Raw genomic sequence first — 16,293 nt, forward strand, 5'->3', positions numbered from 1 at the left:
CCAGTGCCTTGCCTCCACCGGTCTCCGGCAATTATGCTGACCGGATTCCGATTGGAGAGTATTGATGAACGCTGCTGCACAAAACATAGCACCATCCAGCGAAGCCCGGGCCTTTCTGGGCCGCGACCACCGGCTGCTGATAGACGGCCAGTGGGTTCCGGCAGCGAGCGGTGAAACCACCGAGATATTCGACCCATCCACCGAGCAGCGGCTGGCTGTGGCAGCTGCCGGTGGCAAGGAAGATGTCGACCGGGCAGTCGCCGCGGCACGCAAGGCCTTGCGCGGCGAATGGTCGAAACTGACCTCCTACGAGAGAACACGACTCATCCTGAAGCTGGCCGACGAGCTCGAGGCCAACATCGGTCTTGCCAGCGAGATCGAGACGCTCGACAACGGCATGCCACGCATGGTTGCCCACTACTCGATCGCCTCATTCGGTTGCGACTTCCTGCGCTACTACGCAGGCTGGGCCACCAAACTCAGCGGTGAAACGATTCCGGTATCGCCACAGGGCGTACGCAACGGCGAATCGCTGACCTATACCCGACGCGAGCCCATCGGCGTGGTCGGTGCGATCATTCCCTGGAATGCACCACTGATCATGGCCACGCTGAAGCTTGGCCCGGCACTGGCGGCCGGCTGCACCGTGGTACTGAAACCGGCTGAACTGACCCCGCTGTCCGCCCTCTTTCTCGGTGAACTCATAAAACGTGTCGGCTTCCCTGACGGTGTGATCAACATCGTGACCGGCTATGGCGAAACCGCGGGTGCTGCGCTCGCTGCGCACCCGGATGTCGACAAGATCGCCTTTACCGGCTCCACCGAGGTCGGCAAGAAGATCATCGCCGCTTCGGTCGGCAATCTGAAGCGCGTCACGCTGGAACTGGGCGGCAAGTCGCCGATGGTGGTATTCCCCGATGCCGACCTGGAAAAGGTGATCCCGGGTGTCACGCGCGGCGCTTTCTTTCTCAACGGCCAGAACTGCATGGCAGGCACGCGCCTCTTCGTGCACAGCGATATCTTCGACACCGTCGTCGAGCGGGTCGCACAGATGGCGGGGCAGTTCCGCATCGGTCCGGGGCTGAGCCCGGACAGCGATCTCGGCCCGCTGATCTCGGCTGAACAGCGCGAGCGGGTGATGAGCTATGTGAATGCCGGTCGGAAATCCGGCGCTGAACTGGTCTGTGGCGGCGAGGCACTGGCCGGCCGCGGCTTCTTCATGAAGCCAACCCTGTTCAGCAAGACCACGATGGACATGACTATCGCGCGCGAGGAAATCTTCGGGCCGGTACTGTGCGTGCAATCATTCAGCGATTCCAGTCTGCAGGCAGTCGCCGATGAAGCCAATCGGAGCATCTATGGACTATCGGGCAGCGTATGGACCCGGGACATCTCGGTCGCACATCGCATGGCGGCGATGATCGATGCCGGCCAGGTCAGTATCAACTGTCACGCGGCGGTGGATCCGGCGATTCCTTTCGGTGGCAACCGGCAGTCCGGCTGGGGCCGCGAGTTCGGCCGTGAGGGTCTGGACGCCTACCTGAAAACCAAGGCGACGACGGTCATCTATTGAGCGCCGCGCTGTCGCCGGCTACCAGGCTACAGGCTCGCCGAATCGGTCCAGACAGGTACCGCTGTGTTCAGCGGTCAGCTTGTCGAACACGAGCTGCTGGGCACGCACGCTGTCGACCGGATCGATGGGTGCGCTCGTACCGCCCAGATCCGTGTGACACCAGCCCGGCGCCATCGAGATCACGATCAGGTCACGCCACTCGTTGGCAATACCCTTTGTGAGCATGTTCAGTCCTGCCTTGCTGGTGCGGTACGCATGTGAGCCGCCGAGCGTGTTGCTGCTGATCGAACCGAGATCGCTGGTCATCATCACCACCGTTCGCCTCCGGCTCGCGCGAACATTCGGCGCCAGCGCCACGGTGAGACGAAATGGTGCCAGCAGGTTGATCTCGAGAATCTCGCGCCAGATCGCATAGTCCATGCTGGCCAGACTCTGATACACCATCCCCTCCGGCGCACCGAGCGGACCATAGGTGCCAGCGTTGTTCAGCAGAATATCGACTGGCGTACCGTTCAGCTCCCTGACCAGCTCCTTTACGCTGCCCTCGCTCGTCACGTCGAGCTGCAGGATCTGCACCCTGGCCGGGAACGCCTGCTGCAGGGTATGAAGGTCCCGCGCCTTCTCCGGATTGCGCGCACAGGCAAGCACGCGCCAACCGCGCTCTGCAAACTGGCGGCTGTGCTCCAGACCAAGACCCCGGTTTGCACCGGTGATGAGTACCGTTCCCGACATAGCGCAAAGTCTACGGCTTCGCAGCTCCCGATTGGCAGCATGCAGACTTGGCAATCGCGCAGGTAGTGACTAAGATTGTCCGCCTGCCGGTCAGACCAGGGATGTCGAACAAGCGATGACTTCAACCCGCCCCATACGTGCCTTGCTACGCGGCCTGGAAGTACTCCATGTGCTCAACCAGCGGAATGGTGCCACCGTCTCCGAGGTCGCAACGGCGATCGAGCTGCCCCGCACCACCACCTACCGCATTCTCGAAACGCTGTGCAATGCAGGCTACGCCTACCGCGCCGCCAGCGACGAGCGCTATCGCCTGACGATCATGGTACGCGGACTGTCGGACGGCTTTGACGATGAGGCCTGGGTGACGCAGATCGCACGTCCCTACATGTACGAACTCTGCAGCGAACTGGTCTGGCCAATCGCCATCGCCACCCTCTCCGGTTCGACGATGCTGGTACGCCAGACGACCGATCATCGCAGCCCGCTCGCCGTCGAGAAGCGCGGCCCCGGCTTCCGGGTGGCAATTCTTACCTCGGCTTCCGGGCTCTGTTATCTCGCACATTGCCCGCCTGAACAGCAGGAGGCGCTGCTGGAACTGCTGATGCGACCGAAGCGCGGCGACGAGCAGACCAGCAGCCGCAAGAAGACCGTCGAGCTGCTGTCCGAGGCCAGGAAGCGCGGCTATTCAGTGTGGCGCCGTCCACGCCGTATTTCCGATGAACTGAGTTTCTCGGTACCGATTTTCGCGAAAGACCGTTTGCTTGCGGCACTGACCATCCGCTTTTCGAGCACCGCAGTGCCTGAATCAGACGCGATCCAGCGCTTCATTCCCAGGATGAAGGCGGTTGCCCAGCGGATAGGCCATGACTTTCTGACCCAGAACGAGCACCAGGCTCTGGCAATTGCAGCCGACGCTCCCGGCACGGCCGGCAGCGCTGACTGAAATCGCCTGAAAACGCGCAGGGCCGGTACACCACCAGGTGTGTACCGGCCCTTGCTTTCTCTGCGCTTGCCAGCAATCTTGCAGGCAGCGCCCTGACCAGCCTCAGGCGACCTTCTTGCCTGCCTTTTTTGACTTCGATGCCGGTGGCTTCCCGGCCACGAATCGTGCCTGGAACACCGGCTGCTTCGGTGCATCCATGCCGGTTTCCTTCTTGCAGGCTTTCTTGAGCTCGGGAATCGTGCCGCCGAAGTCAAAGAGCTTGGCCTTGCCGCGTTTCTTCGCCATTTTGGCGCGCAGCGCCAGCGTCGCCTTCTCATCCGCGCTGCCATCGGCCTTGATCACCACACCATAACGCTTGGCACCTTCGCGCGAAACCAGCCCGGCTTCGACATCAAACGCGACCTGCTCGATCGGCCGCTTGAAGGGATCGCCCCAGCCACCGCCGCCCCAGGTATCGAAGTACAGCAATTCGCCTTCAAGCACCGGAATGCGATCGCACTTCGAAGGCAGCAATACCTTCTTGCCGTTCTTGCGGATCAGCGTCTTTCGGCTGCGCGCACCGGGCAGACCGCCGGTCACGCCCCACGGGTAGGTCAGCCAGCGATCATCGTGAATCGAAATCTGGCCATCTTCGAGGAAGCGATAGGCGACGCGCAGTGCGTTGCCGCCACGATGCAGCCCCGGACCACCGCTGTCGGTGATGGTTTCGTAGGCTTCGATCCGCAACGGGAAATAGCTTTCCAGGAATTCGTTGGGAACATTGGTAAAGCTCGGCCAGAGCGAGTGGCCGTCCGGACCGTCACCGGAGGGCTTGCCCGGAATACCGCCGAAACCGATCGAGTACAGCTGATACCACTCGCCGTCCTTGCGGTAGCCTGAATACATGAAGTGCGGGCTGTCGGAAAAGCCGGCTGCGCACAGGAAGTCCGGATTACCCTGCCCGAGCAGACCACCGAGGATGTCGAAAATACGGCCCAGCGCATGCGTGCGGCACGACAGCGCTGCCGGTGCCCGTGGCTTGAGCAGCGTACCTTCCGGAATCCGCACTTCCATGAGGTCGTAGAAGCCGTCGTTGAACATGATCTGCGGGTCAAAGACCATGATCATGTAAACACCGCAGAACATCTTGAACATCTCTTCGTTGAGAAGGAAGTTCACGGAACCGGTCGATTGCGGATCGGTGCCTTCAAAATCGAAGATAACCTTGTTGCCCTCGCGCCACATCGCGCACTTGATCTTGTAGGGCCCCATACCCATGCCGTCGTCACACAGGTAGTCCTCAAAGTACTGCCGCTTGGTCGGCACCGTTTCCTTGATGAGCCGGCCCATGGCGCGCTTGTTGCGATCGAGCAGTTCCTCAAGGGCTGAATAGAAGAGGTCGTCACCGAAGCGGTTGGCCATCTCGATCACGCGCTTTTCAGCCGTGCGGATCGCCGCCACGATGGCATGGAAGTCGCTGCGGTTCCACTGCGGCATGCGGCAGTTGTGCAGGATGAGGTTGAGAATCTCCTCCTGCAGGACATCCTTCTTGTAGATCTTCATCGGCGGAACGCGAATACCTTCCTCGAAGATCGACTGCGCATCGGTCGGCATGCTGCCAGGCACCTTGCCGCCGATGTCGGTCATGTGACCAAACATCGCCGCGTAGGCCAGCAACCGGCCATCCTTGAAGATGGGACGCAGCAGCAACCAGTCGTTCGAGTGGCTGACGGCACCATTACAGGTATAGGGATCCGTCGTGAGGAACATGTCGCCCTCCTCGATGGTTCCGTCGTATGCGGCCTTGAAGCCGTAGATGAAGCTGCCGAACTGGCCGACGACCATCTTGCCGTCGACGTTGGCGATCATCGGAAACTCGTCGTGCTGCTCGCGAATACCGGGCGACATTGCCGTGCGGAACAGCACGGCATCCATTTCCCACCGCGCATTGAGCATGGTGTTCTCGATGATATCGAGCGAGATCGGGTCGATATCCACGCGATTGAATGGCCGCGGCTTGGTTTCAACAATTCTGGCTGGCATCTGGTTTGCTCCTGCGCTCTTGGGCTGACTGGGGCTGAAGGTTGATCAGGCGGCGGGGGTGATGAGGATGTTGCCCCAGTCATCCACCTTGCCCCTGTGTCCCGGGAGAATAAGGGTAGTCGAGTCCATTTCGAGGACGATGGCCGGCCCGCTGATCAGGTTTCCGGACCGCAGCTTTGAACGGTCATAAAGCGTGGCATCCTGGTCCTTGCCGTCGACGAAGATCCTGAGCTTTGCGGTCACCGCTGCCGACGGACTCTCGCCGCCCTTGGCCACCTTCTGTGCACGCACATTGGTCGGCATGCCCTGCACGACCGCGCGCAGGTTGACGAGCTCCTTGTCGTGCGGCAGAGCGAAGGTAAACAGCTGTTTGTGCATCTCGTCGAAGCGTTCGCCGATGACATCAAGGCCCCGGGCATCAAACTCCTCGATCTCGAAATCGACCGTAAGCAGGAGACCCTGTCCGTGATACCGGATATCCACCTGGTAGCTAACCGTCTGCTGGGCCTTGGGAATGCCTTCGTTATCCAGCGCCTTGGACGCATCCTTCGCCAGGCTCTGGAAGATTTTCGCCACTTCCTTGACCGTGGTTTCGCTGAAACGCCGGATGAAAGTGCGTGAGGCGTCGTCGCGTACCCGCGTGGTAGCGTCTCCATAGGCGCAGAGCACGCCCGGACCCGGCGGAATGATGACCGGCCAGGAGTTCATGAGCTTGCCGATCGCATTGGCATGCAGCGGCCCGGCGCCGCCAAACGCCATCAGTGCGAAGTCGCGCGGGTCGTAACCCTTCTCGACCGAGACCAGGCGCAATGCGCCGTACATGTTCTCGTTGACGATATCGATAATGCCTGCGGCCGCCTTCTTGATGCTGAGTCCGAGTCCATCGGCAATGGACTTCACAGCCGCTTCGGCCAGGTCGCGCCGGATCTGCATGTCACCGCCGAGGCGCACTTCGCCACTCGGCAGATAGCCGAGCACGACGTTCGCATCGGTCACCGTCGGCAGGGTGCCACCGCGGTTGTAGGCGGCCGGACCAGGCAGTGCGCCTGCGCTCTCCGGGCCGACACGCAGAGCCTTGGTCAAGGCGGGCACCTTGGCAATGGAGCCGCCGCCCGCACCTACGGTACGCACGTCGACGGACGATGCGCGCACCGTTACGTCGCCGACCGTGGTCTCGCGCCGCAGCTGCGCCTTGCCGTTCTCGACCAGACAGACGTCAGTCGAGGTACCACCCATATCGAAGGTAAGCAGGTTCTTGAACCCGGCCTGCTGCGCCACCCATACAGCACCGGACACGCCGCCGGCGGGGCCGCTCATCAGCAGGTTCACCGGCAGGGCCTCGGCGGCCTTTGCCGAAGCCAGGCCACCGTCAGAGCGCAGGATGTGCAGCTGGACCTTGCTCATGGTCTTCTGCAGGTTCTTGTGCAGGTTGCGAACATAGGTCTCGACCTTCGGCCGCACGTATGAATTGGCAACCGTGGTAATCGTTCGTTCGTATTCCTGCATTTCCGGAACGATATCGGAGGACAGTGAAACGGGAATATCCGGCATGACTTCACGTGCAATCTTGCCGACACGCTGTTCGTGCGCCGGATTCGCAAAGGAATTGATCAGGGAGATCGTCAGCGCTTCGATACCCTTCTTGCTCAGCGCCTTCAGGTCGCGGCGCAGTTTCGCCTCGTCCAGTTTCCGGACCACCTCACCGCGCGCACCGATCCGCTCATCGGCCTCGATGGTGACGGCCAGTGGCGCCATGGGCAGGCTCTTGTTGTAGATCACCCAGCCGCCAAGACCGCCCGGCACAAAAGACCGCGCGATCTGCAGGACCTGACGGTAACCCTTGCTGGTTACCAGGCCAACCTTTGCACCTGAACCCGTGAGCACCGTATTGGTCGCCACGGTTGTACCGTGCATGAAGTGATCGATCTGGTTGGGATTGATCCCCGCGTTCTGGCAGACCCTGGCGATACCATTCAGTACACCGACCGATGAGTCGTGGGGCGTACTTGGCACCTTGGCCGTAAAAATATCCCCGTTCTGCTCATTGATGAGCAGCAGGTCCGTGAACGTGCCTCCAACGTCAACCCCTAAACGGTAACTCATACGGCCCTCTCAGATTTGTAAGTGTTCATTGATCGGTTTCGGAACCACGACAAACAGTCGCAGCACTTGAGCGTGTACTTGATTCTTTTCTCCGGTCAGGCAGCGCCTGCCGCACGATGTTTATCGGCAATCTGCGGGAACATGCCGGCTTTGGGCAACATCGCCGGTGTGCTGCGGCCCAGCTGCTCCTGCAGCCATCGGCTGGTCGCAATTATTTTCTCCAGCGACACGCCGGTATGGATACCGGAACGGTCCAGCATGTAGAGCAGGTCGTCGGTCGGAATATTACCGGTTGCTGCCGGCGCGAAAGGACAACCGCCGATCCCGCCGATACTGGCATCGAGGGACGCAACGCCGGCCACAAGTGCAGCCTGCGCATTCGCGATGCCGGTATTGCGCGTATTGTGGAAATGACAGCGGATCGGTACACCCGGCGCGCGCGCCATCACGGCGCCGAGCAGATCGCTGACCTGGTTCGGCACGGCAACCCCGATACTGTCGGCAAGCCCCAGCTCGACCGGCTCGCCTTCCATGACCTGATCGACCAGTTCCAGAATCCGCGCAACAGGAATCTCTCCTTCATACGGACAGCCGAAGGCCGAGGAGATCATCACATTGGCGCGAATGCCCGCGGCCCGCGCCGCACGGGCGATATCGATCCAGGCCTTGACCGACTCGGAAGTAGGCACGCCCTGGTTGCGCTGGTTATAGGTATCGCTGGCCACAACCGCCATGCCGATTTCATGGATCCCGGTTGCTTGCGCACGCTCAAAACCCTTGCGGTTCAGCACCAGACCGATGTAAGTCACGCCTTCGCGTGCCGGCAGACCGCGAATGACATCTTCCGCGTCGGCCATTTGCGGCACGCGCTTTGGATGCACAAAGCTGCTGACTTCGAGACGCCTGATTCCGGCGTCGAGCGCACGAGTGATGAACTCGATCTTGACGGCCGTCGGCAGAACTTCGGGCTCGCTCTGGAGCCCGTCGCGCGGTCCGACTTCGATGATGGATACGTGCTGTGCTAGCTGGCTCATGGCCTTACAGGGCGAGTGAATTCCGCTATTCTATACACCGTAGTCAGCGATACAAGAATTACGGTGATGGCAAGCGAACAGAAAACAGGTGCAGGTCCGCTGGCGGGGCTGCGCCTCATCGAAATGGGCACGCTGCTGGCAGGGCCTTTCTGCGGGCAGCTGATGGGCGATTTCGGCGCCGAGGTGATCAAGATCGAGCCACCCGGACAGGGCGATCCGATGCGCGAATGGGGCCGGGAGAAAGCTCACGGCATGTCCTTGTGGTGGCCAGTGGTGGGCCGCAACAAGAAGTCGGTTACCGTCAACCTCCGCGTCAAGGAAGGCCAGGACATTGTCCGGCAGCTGGTCTCGAAAGCAGATTTCCTGCTTGAGAACTTTCGTCCGGGAACGCTCGAACGATGGAACCTGTCTTTTGAAGAGCTGCACAAGATCAATCCGCGACTGATCATGATCCGCGTGTCGGGCTTTGGCCAGACCGGCCCCTATGCCGGCCGCGCCGGTTTTGGTGCCGTCGGCGAGGCCATGGGTGGATTGCGCTACGTCTGCGGCGACCCGTCAACGCCGCCAAGCCGTATGGGCATCAGCATCGGCGATTCACTGGCAGCGACTTTCGCCTGCATCGGCGCCCTCAGCGCGCTGCACTATCGCGAGAAGACAGGACAGGGACAGGTCGTCGATTCCGCGATCTACGAAGCAGTGCTCAACATGATGGAGTCACTCGTCACCGAATACGACAAGACCGGATATATCCGCGAGCGGACCGGCGCGATCCTGCCCAATGTCGCACCCTCAAATGTCTACCCAACCCGGGACGGCGGCATGATCCTGATCGCTGCCAACCAGGACACGGTGTTTGGCCGGCTGGCCGAAGCGATGGGCCGACCGGAACTCGCCAAGGATGAACGTTACGCAACACATACGGCGCGCGGCGCGCGGCAAACCGAACTCGATGATCTTATTGCCGACTGGACGCGCACCATCGACGCGCCGGTACTTGAGCAGTTGATGGACAAGTTCGGCATTCCCTCGGGCAAGATCTATCGCACGCCCGAAATGCTGGAGGACGCGCACTTCCAGGCACGCCAGGCCATCGTCACCACCATGCACCCGAAGTTCGGGGAATTGCGCATGCAAAATGTTGCGCCGAAGCTGTCATCCACGCCCGGCGGCATCAGGCTCCCGGCGCCGGAACTCGGCGAGCATACCGACGAGATTCTCCGCAGCCTGCTGGACTTCGATCCGGCAAAGCTGGCAGCGCTGCATGCACAGGGTGTGATCTGAGCGCGCAGATCGGCCCGATTGCCGGCGTTACGATCAGCACGCCGGATCTGGGCAAAGCGGAAGCTGTCTACGCCAGTTACCTCGGCTATCGCGTACTCAGTTACGAATCGGTGAGCGCCGACCAGGCCCGGCTCTGGCGCACACCCGGCGCGGAGGGCCGACGCTGTCTGCGCATGGCACCGGCGGCCGCCGACGATTTCGTCTTCCGCTTCATAGAGATGCCGGCAGAGCCAGGTTACCGGGCTTTCAGCCGGCATGGCTGGAATGCGGCCGAACTCATCGTTGCCAGTGTCGATGCGCTCGCCCAACGTCTCGCCTCCTCGCCTTTCGAAATCGTCGCCCCGCCGATGGATCTGTCCTTCTGCCCTGATATCCGTGCGATGCAGGTGCGTGGTCCGGGTGGTGAGATCCTTTACCTGACTGAATTCAAGAAGCCGGTGCCTGGCCTTGAAGCGCCACCTGCGCGCTGCGAAGTCGACCGCACGTTTATCGTGATCGCCGGCGGCGCCTCGCTCGATGCCATGCAGGATTTCTACGCGACACGCTTTGCGGTACCACGCGCACCAGCACTCGAATCACGCGTACAGACGATGGCGCTGGAATTCGGCCTTTCGCGCGAACACCGTTTCCGGATTGCGGCGCTGCCGCTCGGCGGTCGCTGCTACATTGAAGCAGACGAAATGCCGGCCGCGGCACAGCCACTGCCGGCTGAGCAGTACGAGCTGCCGCCGGGCATTGCCATCGTGAGTTTCCTCGGCGCTCCGCAAGCCGGCATGGACAGTATCAGCTGCATCCGCGGCGCCGCTGGCGAGATCCTGGAAATCATTCCACGCTGACCATTCAGGCCCGCTTTCTCGCCAGTGTCAGGCCATCACCGACCGGCAGCATCGAGAGATCGAAGCGCGGATCGATGTGCAGCTTCTGGTTCAGCGCACGCAGGGCATCCGTGTCGGCATCGTGTATGGCCGGGTCTGCAACCCTGCCACTCCACAACACATTGTCAAACATCATCAGCCCGCCGGCGCGGAGCAGTTCATGGCCATGCTCGAGGTAATCGTCGTAGCCTGCCTTGTCCGCATCGATAAAGATGAAATCGAAGCTGCTCTTCATGCCTTCTGCGGCGAGCTGGCGCAGCGACTGACCGGCGGAGCCCAGCCGCAATTCGATCCGGTCTGCAACACCGGCTTCTGCCCAGTAGCGACGGGCAATAGCTGTCCATTCCTCGCTGATATCCAGTGCCACCAGGTGCCCATCGGCTGGCAAGGCCAGCGCACAGACCAGCGCGCTGTAGCCGGTAAAGGTACCGATTTCCAGACAGCGGCGCGCACCGATCAGCTTCAGCAGCAAGGCCATGAATTGCCCCTGTTCAGGCGAGATCTGCATCCCTGCCATGGGCAAAGCTGCGGTCTCGGCACGCAGGGCAGCGAGGACCGCCGGTTCGCGCAGTGAAACGTTCTGCAGGTAAGCGTACAGCCGGTCATCAAGGTTCAATGAGCGATTGGACATGATGGTCTGAACTCCATGTCAGGGTTTCCAGAATCTGGTCGCAGTCGACGCAGCGACTTCGCAGTCCGGGCGGCTCGGCTACAATGCACCGCCCCATCGCCACAGGCCAGCCCGCTCTTGTTCACTGCCGACACCACCGCCATGCTGCTCTGGCTGGTACCGCTGCTCGCTACAACGGGCCTCATCGCCGGCGTGCTCGCCGGGCTGCTCGGCGTCGGCGGCGGCATCGTCGTCGTGCCCGTGCTTTACCACCTGTTCAGCTATATGGGCATAGACCCGAGCGTACGCATGCATCTGGCCGTCGGCACCTCGCTGGCGACGATCATACCGACGAGCATCCGCTCGGTTCGCGCCCATACGCAGCGCGGGGGCTTTGACCCGGCCTTGTTCAGGGCCTGGGCGCCGGCCGTTTTTGCCGGCTCAGTCTTCGGCACCTGGATGGCGACGCTGGCTGACTTCAGCGTACTGACCTCGATTTTTGGCATCGTCGGGCTGATCATGGCATTGCAGATGGGCTTTGGCAGCTCCAGCTGGCGACTTGGCACCAGCCTGCCGCGCGGACCAGCCAGTATGGCCTTCCCGGTCATGATCGGCGGCCTCTCCGCGATGATGGGTATCGGTGGCGGCACATTCAGCGTTCCGGCGCTCAGCCTGTTTGGCACCCCGATGCATCGCGCCGTCGGCACCGCCTCAGGATTCGGACTGGTCATATCGATTCCGGCCACGGTCGGTTTTGCGATCGGTGGATGGAACATGCCGGGACTGGCGGCATTCAGCCTGGGTTATGTCAACGTCCTTGGATTACTGCTGATCGTACCGACGACTCTGCTTACCGTACCGCTCGGTGCGCACCTCGCGCATACCCTCAGCCAGCAACGCCTGCGCCAGCTGTTCGGCATCTTTCTCGGCATCACTGCCAGCCGCATGTTGTGGGATGCCATCAAGGCCGTCAGCGGCCTTTAAAGTGCACGACGAACACTTCCTCAGGCAGAGACCGAAAAGTGCAATTCGAGGCTGCGGTCGAGTACCACGCTGACGCGATCGCCGCGTCCGATCCTGAACTGACCGACACCCGACGAAAGGGCCACGATATCGCCCGGACGGAAAGCGTAACTTGCAGACAGGTGGGCCAGGATCCCGGCCGCATCCTGCAGCGACAAATCGGGCATGCGGCTGCCGATGGTATGTGAATTGACCGTCAGGGCAGCGCCAGGCACCACCCGATCGGGCCACTCATCCAGTGTCGCAATACATGGACCAATCACGCAGGCACCCGGGAACTGCCGCCCCGCCGGGTCAAGGTGTGACCATGCGGAAAAGCCGAGATCGGCAACCAGTGTCACAGCGGCGATGGCTCGCGCCGCCTGTTCAGCGGTAGCAGCGTACAGCGGGCGACCCAGCACCAGCCCCGGCATGGCCAGTCCGTCCAGGGGCTCATCCCGGTTCGCCGGCAGGACGATACGGGCATCCGGACCAACGGCCGCATTCGGATTCTTGACGTAGGCCGCCAGAGCGCCACCCGCTTCACGCCGAACCATCAGCAGCAGGCCCGGACGTCGTATCGGTGTCATCAGTTCGGTACCGGCCCCCGGCAGCAGGCGCCCTACGGCACGCCACTGCAGGCGCTGTGGCCCGCTCGCGGCCTCGATCTCGGCAACCAGGCGCGCAACATGTGCGGCGCCCTCCTCCCCCTGTGCAAGCACACTGACCACCGACTGCGGCCGCCACTGTGAGGTACCGAGCGTGGCGCCAGCGGCTGTCAGATCCAGTATCTCTCCGGATGGCAGGCTGACCGCGGGCCGTCCGCCGACTTCACGACTGTCCAGTGTGACCAGGCGCATGGCAGGTATCAGTCTCCGTTGTCGGCTACGGTGATTTCGAGGCCATCGAGCCCCGGCTCAAGCGCGATCTGGCAGAGCAGGCGACTGTTTGCCCGCCGTTCCGTCGCAGCACTGAGCATGGCATCTTCCATCTCTTCCATGGGCTTGAGCCGCGGCAGCCAGCTGTCGGCGATGTAGCCATGACACGTGGCACAGGCACAGGCACCCCCGCATTCCGCCACAATTCCTTCTACGCCGTTGTCAACGGCCGCCTCCATCGCCGAGTACCCGGCGGGTGCCTGCACTTCGACGCGGCGACCGTTCTTGTCGTGGAATACTACCTTGGGCATGTCTGAGCTGTCCGGCAAGCTGATAGAGCTCCCTGTGGAGCGGCCCCGGCATTGTACGCAACATCACGATCACTCCCGCAAGCTGCGCCGAGGTTGACAAGGCTGCGGGCTTAAAAGAACATTCTGGCATGCGGTTCTTTACGATCAGTGCGTCTTCTTTCCGTCTGTCCCTGCCCCTGGTGCTGCGAAGCCTGGGCGCGGGCGTCTGACTGGCTGATTTCCCCACGAATCACCGAGACCCCGCACCCGCAAGGTGGCGGGGTTTTTTGTTCTTGGCGCAGAATTATCAGTTGCGATTCCACTCAAACAACAAGGAACGGAAACAACAGCCCCCGGGTGACCCGGTTCACCTGAGGCAGGGAGAGCAGCGATGAGTGAGCAGAGCCAGGATCGGGTCATCATCTTCGATACGACGCTTCGCGACGGCGAGCAGGCCCCGGGCTGCAGCATGACCCTGAGGGAAAAGCTGCGGGTCGCATCAGCACTTCGTGACCTGCGTGTCGATGTCATCGAAGCCGGTTTCGCGGCCGCCTCTCCGGGCGACTTCGATGCGGTTCAGGCGATCGCCACCGATATCAGCGGGCCGGTGATCTGCAGCCTGGCTCGTTGCCATCCGAACGACATCGAACGCGCCGCTGCGGCACTCAAGCCGGCACCGCGCAGCCGCATTCACGTTTTTCTCGCTACCAGCGAGATCCATCGAACCTACAAGCTGCACATGGCGAAGGAAGAGATCATTCGCCGTGCAGTCGAAGGTGTGCAGCTGGCGAGAAAATACTGCGAGGACGTGGAGTTTTCGGCTGAAGATGCGTCGCGAACGGAGCCGGCCTACCTGGCCGATGTGGTCGCGGCAGTCATCGCTGCAGGCGCCAGCACGGTCAACATCCCGGATACGCTCGGTTACACCGTGCCCGAGGAGTTCGCCTCCCTGTTCGGCTACCTCCGTACCCATGTACAGGGTATCGACCGGATCATGCTCAGCGTGCACTGCCACGACGACCTGGGCATGGCGGTCGCCAACAGCCTGGCCGCCGTCTCCGCCGGAGCGCGCCAGGTGGAATGCACGATCAACGGCATCGGTGAACGAGCCGGCAACTGCTCGCTGGAGGAAGTGGTGATGGCGCTGCGCACGCGGGCCAATCACTACGGACTCGATGTCGGCATCGAGACCCGACGCCTCTATCCGACCAGCCGTCTGGTCTCGAGCATCACCGGCATGCATATTCCGCGCAACAAGGCCGTCGTCGGTGAAAATGCCTTCGCCCATGAGTCCGGCATTCATCAGGACGGCATGCTGAAGCACGCCTCCACCTACGAGATCATGAATCCGGAAGACATCGGCATCAGCAAGTCGAATCTGGTCCTCGGCAAGCACAGCGGCCGCCACGCCTTCCGTGAACGCGTGCAGCAGCTCGGCTTCAACCTCGACGACGAGCAGGTCAACGTCGCGTTTGCCGAATTCAAGAAGCTCGCTGACCGCAAGAAGGAGATGTTCGATGGCGACATCGAAGCCATCATCATGAACACGGGCATGCTGGCTGCCGATACGGGAGGCGCCGGCCCCTGGGAGATGGTCGAACTGCATATTTCCGCCGGTACCGGTGCGATCGCTGCGGCGGCCGTACGCATGCGCCATTCCGACGGGCGGATCGTCGATGAAGCCTCGGTCGGCGACGGGCCGGTGGAAGCCGCCTTCAAGGCGCTCGAACGGGCTACCGGCATCAGCCTGGACCTGAAGAATTTCGAGGTACACAGCGCTACCACGGGTGAAGATGCCCAGGGCGAAGTAACCGTCACCGTCAGCGAGAACGGACAGTGCCACCGGGGGCATGGTGTGAGTACCGACATCGTCGAGGCTGGCGCCCTCGCCTACCTCGATGTAATTAACCGTATCTGCCGGCAGAAACCGGGGCACACTGCCCCGGAATCACCGACGAATGAAAACGTAGTTCACCTCTGAACGCTTGCGAAGGCCCAGGGCCGAGGAAACAGCATGGCTATCAAGACGACTGAATGGATCTGGTTCAACGGCAAGCTGATTCCGTGGAACGACGCGCGGGTTCATGTCATGACCCACGCCCTGCATTACGGTTCATCCGTTTTCGAGGGCATTCGCGTTTACCAGACACCGGCCGGTCCGCGCGTCTTTCGCCTGGCGGCCCATACCCGGCGCATGTTCGATTCGGCCCGCATACACCGCATCGAAATCCCCTGGACTGCAGACGTGATCAATGCCGCCTGCCGGGATGTCGTGACGCGCAACAAGCTGGGCAGCGCGTATATCCGCCCGATCGCCTTTCGCGGCTACGGCGAAGTGGGCCTCGCACCGCCGCCTGGACACCCGGTCGATGTTGCGGTTGCCGCCTGGGAATGGGGCGCCTATCTCGGCGCTGATGCACTTGAAAAGGGCGTCGATGTCTGCATTTCTTCCTGGCAGCGTGCGGCTCCGAATACGATTCCGACGCTGGCCAAGGCGGGCGGCAATTACCTGTCCAGCACCCTGATCAGTCTCGAGGCACGCGAACGCGGCTTCGCCGAAGGCATCGCGCTGTCGACCAACGGCACGGTCAGCGAAGGCGCTGGCGAAAACCTCTTTCTGATTCGCGACGGCTCGATCATCACGCCATCGACGACGGATTCGGTTCTGCAGGGCATCACCCGTGATGCGGTCATGACACTGGCGCGGGATCTCGGCATACCGATCAGGGAACAGGGCATTCCCCGCGAGATGCTCTATGTGGCCGACGAGATCTTCCTCACCGGAACGGCGGCAGAAATCACGCCGGTCAGGTCGGTGGACCGGATCACCGTCGGCTCAGGCGTGCGCGGCCCGGTCACCACCGCACTCCAGAACGCCTTCTTCGGCCTGTTCAACGGACGCACAGCAGACAAGTGGGGCTGGCTCGAGTCGCTTGCTTAAACCCAGGAA

At 61.9% G+C, this 16,293-nt stretch carries 14 protein-coding genes; 7 read left to right on the forward strand and 7 right to left on the reverse strand.

The annotated features are described in order from the left end of the window. Nucleotides 1-64: 64 nt before the first annotated feature. On the forward strand, nt 65-1,573 hold the full coding sequence (locus H6979_02500) for an aldehyde dehydrogenase family protein (GenBank protein MCP5138714.1): 1,509 nt from the start codon (nt 65-67) through the stop codon (nt 1,571-1,573). A gap of 18 nt (nt 1,574-1,591) precedes the next feature. Here the strand turns inward: H6979_02500 and H6979_02505 are convergent, their stop codons facing one another. Further along, the gene (locus H6979_02505) at nt 1,592-2,305 is read right to left on the reverse strand and encodes an SDR family oxidoreductase (GenBank protein MCP5138715.1); all 714 of its coding nucleotides are present in this window, start codon (nt 2,303-2,305) and stop codon (nt 1,592-1,594) included. A gap of 115 nt (nt 2,306-2,420) precedes the next feature. On the opposite strand from H6979_02505, the gene H6979_02510 reads away from it, so the two are divergent. After that, complete coding sequence (locus H6979_02510; protein MCP5138716.1) at nt 2,421-3,248, forward strand: helix-turn-helix domain-containing protein; 828 nt, start codon at nt 2,421-2,423, stop codon at nt 3,246-3,248. A 102-nt stretch (nt 3,249-3,350) separates the two neighbouring features. On the opposite strand, the gene H6979_02515 is transcribed toward H6979_02510, so the two are convergent. The 3 genes from H6979_02515 to H6979_02525 form a co-directional block, all read right to left on the reverse strand. Next, on the reverse strand, nt 3,351-5,270 hold the full coding sequence (locus tag H6979_02515) for a hydantoinase B/oxoprolinase family protein (GenBank protein MCP5138717.1): 1,920 nt from the start codon (nt 5,268-5,270) through the stop codon (nt 3,351-3,353). Between the two features lie 45 nt (nt 5,271-5,315). Beyond that, nucleotides 5,316-7,373 carry a hydantoinase/oxoprolinase family protein gene (locus H6979_02520; GenBank protein ID MCP5138718.1) on the reverse strand — a complete coding sequence of 686 codons (2,058 nt, stop codon included), beginning with the start codon at nt 7,371-7,373 and terminating at the stop codon, nt 5,316-5,318. 95 nt (nt 7,374-7,468) lie between these two features. Then, nucleotides 7,469-8,407: a hydroxymethylglutaryl-CoA lyase gene (locus tag H6979_02525; protein MCP5138719.1), complete on the reverse strand. Its 939-nt coding sequence runs from the start codon at nt 8,405-8,407 to the stop codon at nt 7,469-7,471. Between the two features lie 66 nt (nt 8,408-8,473). On the opposite strand from H6979_02525, the gene H6979_02530 reads away from it, so the two are divergent. Next, nucleotides 8,474-9,688, forward strand: a complete 1,215-nt coding sequence (locus H6979_02530) for a CoA transferase (GenBank protein ID MCP5138720.1) — start codon at nt 8,474-8,476, stop codon at nt 9,686-9,688. A gap of 110 nt (nt 9,689-9,798) precedes the next feature. After that, nucleotides 9,799-10,524 carry a hypothetical protein gene (locus H6979_02535; protein ID MCP5138721.1) on the forward strand — a complete coding sequence of 242 codons (726 nt, stop codon included), beginning with the start codon at nt 9,799-9,801 and terminating at the stop codon, nt 10,522-10,524. Between the two features lie 4 nt (nt 10,525-10,528). On the opposite strand, the gene H6979_02540 is transcribed toward H6979_02535, so the two are convergent. Then, nucleotides 10,529-11,194 carry a class I SAM-dependent methyltransferase gene (locus H6979_02540; protein MCP5138722.1) on the reverse strand — a complete coding sequence of 222 codons (666 nt, stop codon included), beginning with the start codon at nt 11,192-11,194 and terminating at the stop codon, nt 10,529-10,531. 141 nt (nt 11,195-11,335) lie between these two features. Here H6979_02540 and H6979_02545 point away from each other — a divergent pair, with 141 nt between their 5' ends. After that, a complete protein-coding gene (locus H6979_02545; protein MCP5138723.1) occupies nt 11,336-12,157 on the forward strand; it encodes a sulfite exporter TauE/SafE family protein in 822 nt (273 codons plus the stop codon). 20 nt (nt 12,158-12,177) lie between these two features. Here the strand turns inward: H6979_02545 and H6979_02550 are convergent, their stop codons facing one another. Continuing rightward, nucleotides 12,178-13,035, reverse strand: a complete 858-nt coding sequence (locus tag H6979_02550; GenBank protein ID MCP5138724.1) for a fumarylacetoacetate hydrolase family protein — start codon at nt 13,033-13,035, stop codon at nt 12,178-12,180. Nucleotides 13,036-13,043: 8 nt separating this feature from the next. Beyond that, complete coding sequence (locus H6979_02555) at nt 13,044-13,364, reverse strand: 2Fe-2S iron-sulfur cluster binding domain-containing protein (protein ID MCP5138725.1); 321 nt, start codon at nt 13,362-13,364, stop codon at nt 13,044-13,046. A 370-nt stretch (nt 13,365-13,734) separates the two neighbouring features. Between H6979_02555 and H6979_02560 the strand changes: the two genes are divergently transcribed. Both H6979_02560 and H6979_02565 read left to right on the forward strand, forming a co-directional pair. Continuing rightward, nucleotides 13,735-15,324, forward strand: a complete 1,590-nt coding sequence (locus H6979_02560) for a 2-isopropylmalate synthase (protein MCP5138726.1) — start codon at nt 13,735-13,737, stop codon at nt 15,322-15,324. 33 nt (nt 15,325-15,357) lie between these two features. After that, nucleotides 15,358-16,284, forward strand: coding sequence for a branched-chain amino acid transaminase (locus H6979_02565; protein MCP5138727.1), 927 nt, complete (start codon nt 15,358-15,360; stop codon nt 16,282-16,284). Nucleotides 16,285-16,293: the final 9 nt, after the last annotated feature.

Source organism: Chromatiales bacterium (assembly GCA_024234935.1).
Classification (GTDB): domain Bacteria; phylum Pseudomonadota; class Gammaproteobacteria; order Steroidobacterales.

Excerpts from the sequence above, each read along its gene's own strand:
- H6979_02510 (MCP5138716.1), top strand. The coding sequence starts at position 2,421 with ATGACTTCAACCCGCCCCATACGTGCCTTGCTACGCGGCCTGGAAGTA.
- H6979_02565 (MCP5138727.1), top strand. The coding sequence starts at position 15,358 with ATGGCTATCAAGACGACTGAATGGATCTGGTTCAACGGCAAGCTGATT.
- H6979_02515 (MCP5138717.1), bottom strand. The coding sequence starts at position 5,270 with ATGCCAGCCAGAATTGTTGAAACCAAGCCGCGGCCATTCAATCGCGTG.
- H6979_02505 (MCP5138715.1), bottom strand. The coding sequence starts at position 2,305 with ATGTCGGGAACGGTACTCATCACCGGTGCAAACCGGGGTCTTGGTCTG.
- H6979_02550 (MCP5138724.1), bottom strand. The coding sequence starts at position 13,035 with ATGCGCCTGGTCACACTGGACAGTCGTGAAGTCGGCGGACGGCCCGCG.
- H6979_02520 (MCP5138718.1), bottom strand. The coding sequence starts at position 7,373 with ATGAGTTACCGTTTAGGGGTTGACGTTGGAGGCACGTTCACGGACCTG.
- H6979_02555 (MCP5138725.1), bottom strand. The coding sequence starts at position 13,364 with ATGCCCAAGGTAGTATTCCACGACAAGAACGGTCGCCGCGTCGAAGTG.
- H6979_02560 (MCP5138726.1), top strand. The coding sequence starts at position 13,735 with ATGAGTGAGCAGAGCCAGGATCGGGTCATCATCTTCGATACGACGCTT.
- H6979_02540 (MCP5138722.1), bottom strand. The coding sequence starts at position 11,194 with ATGTCCAATCGCTCATTGAACCTTGATGACCGGCTGTACGCTTACCTG.
- H6979_02500 (MCP5138714.1), top strand. The coding sequence starts at position 65 with ATGAACGCTGCTGCACAAAACATAGCACCATCCAGCGAAGCCCGGGCC.
- H6979_02545 (MCP5138723.1), top strand. The coding sequence starts at position 11,336 with ATGCTGCTCTGGCTGGTACCGCTGCTCGCTACAACGGGCCTCATCGCC.
- H6979_02525 (MCP5138719.1), bottom strand. The coding sequence starts at position 8,407 with ATGAGCCAGCTAGCACAGCACGTATCCATCATCGAAGTCGGACCGCGC.
- H6979_02530 (MCP5138720.1), top strand. The coding sequence starts at position 8,474 with ATGGCAAGCGAACAGAAAACAGGTGCAGGTCCGCTGGCGGGGCTGCGC.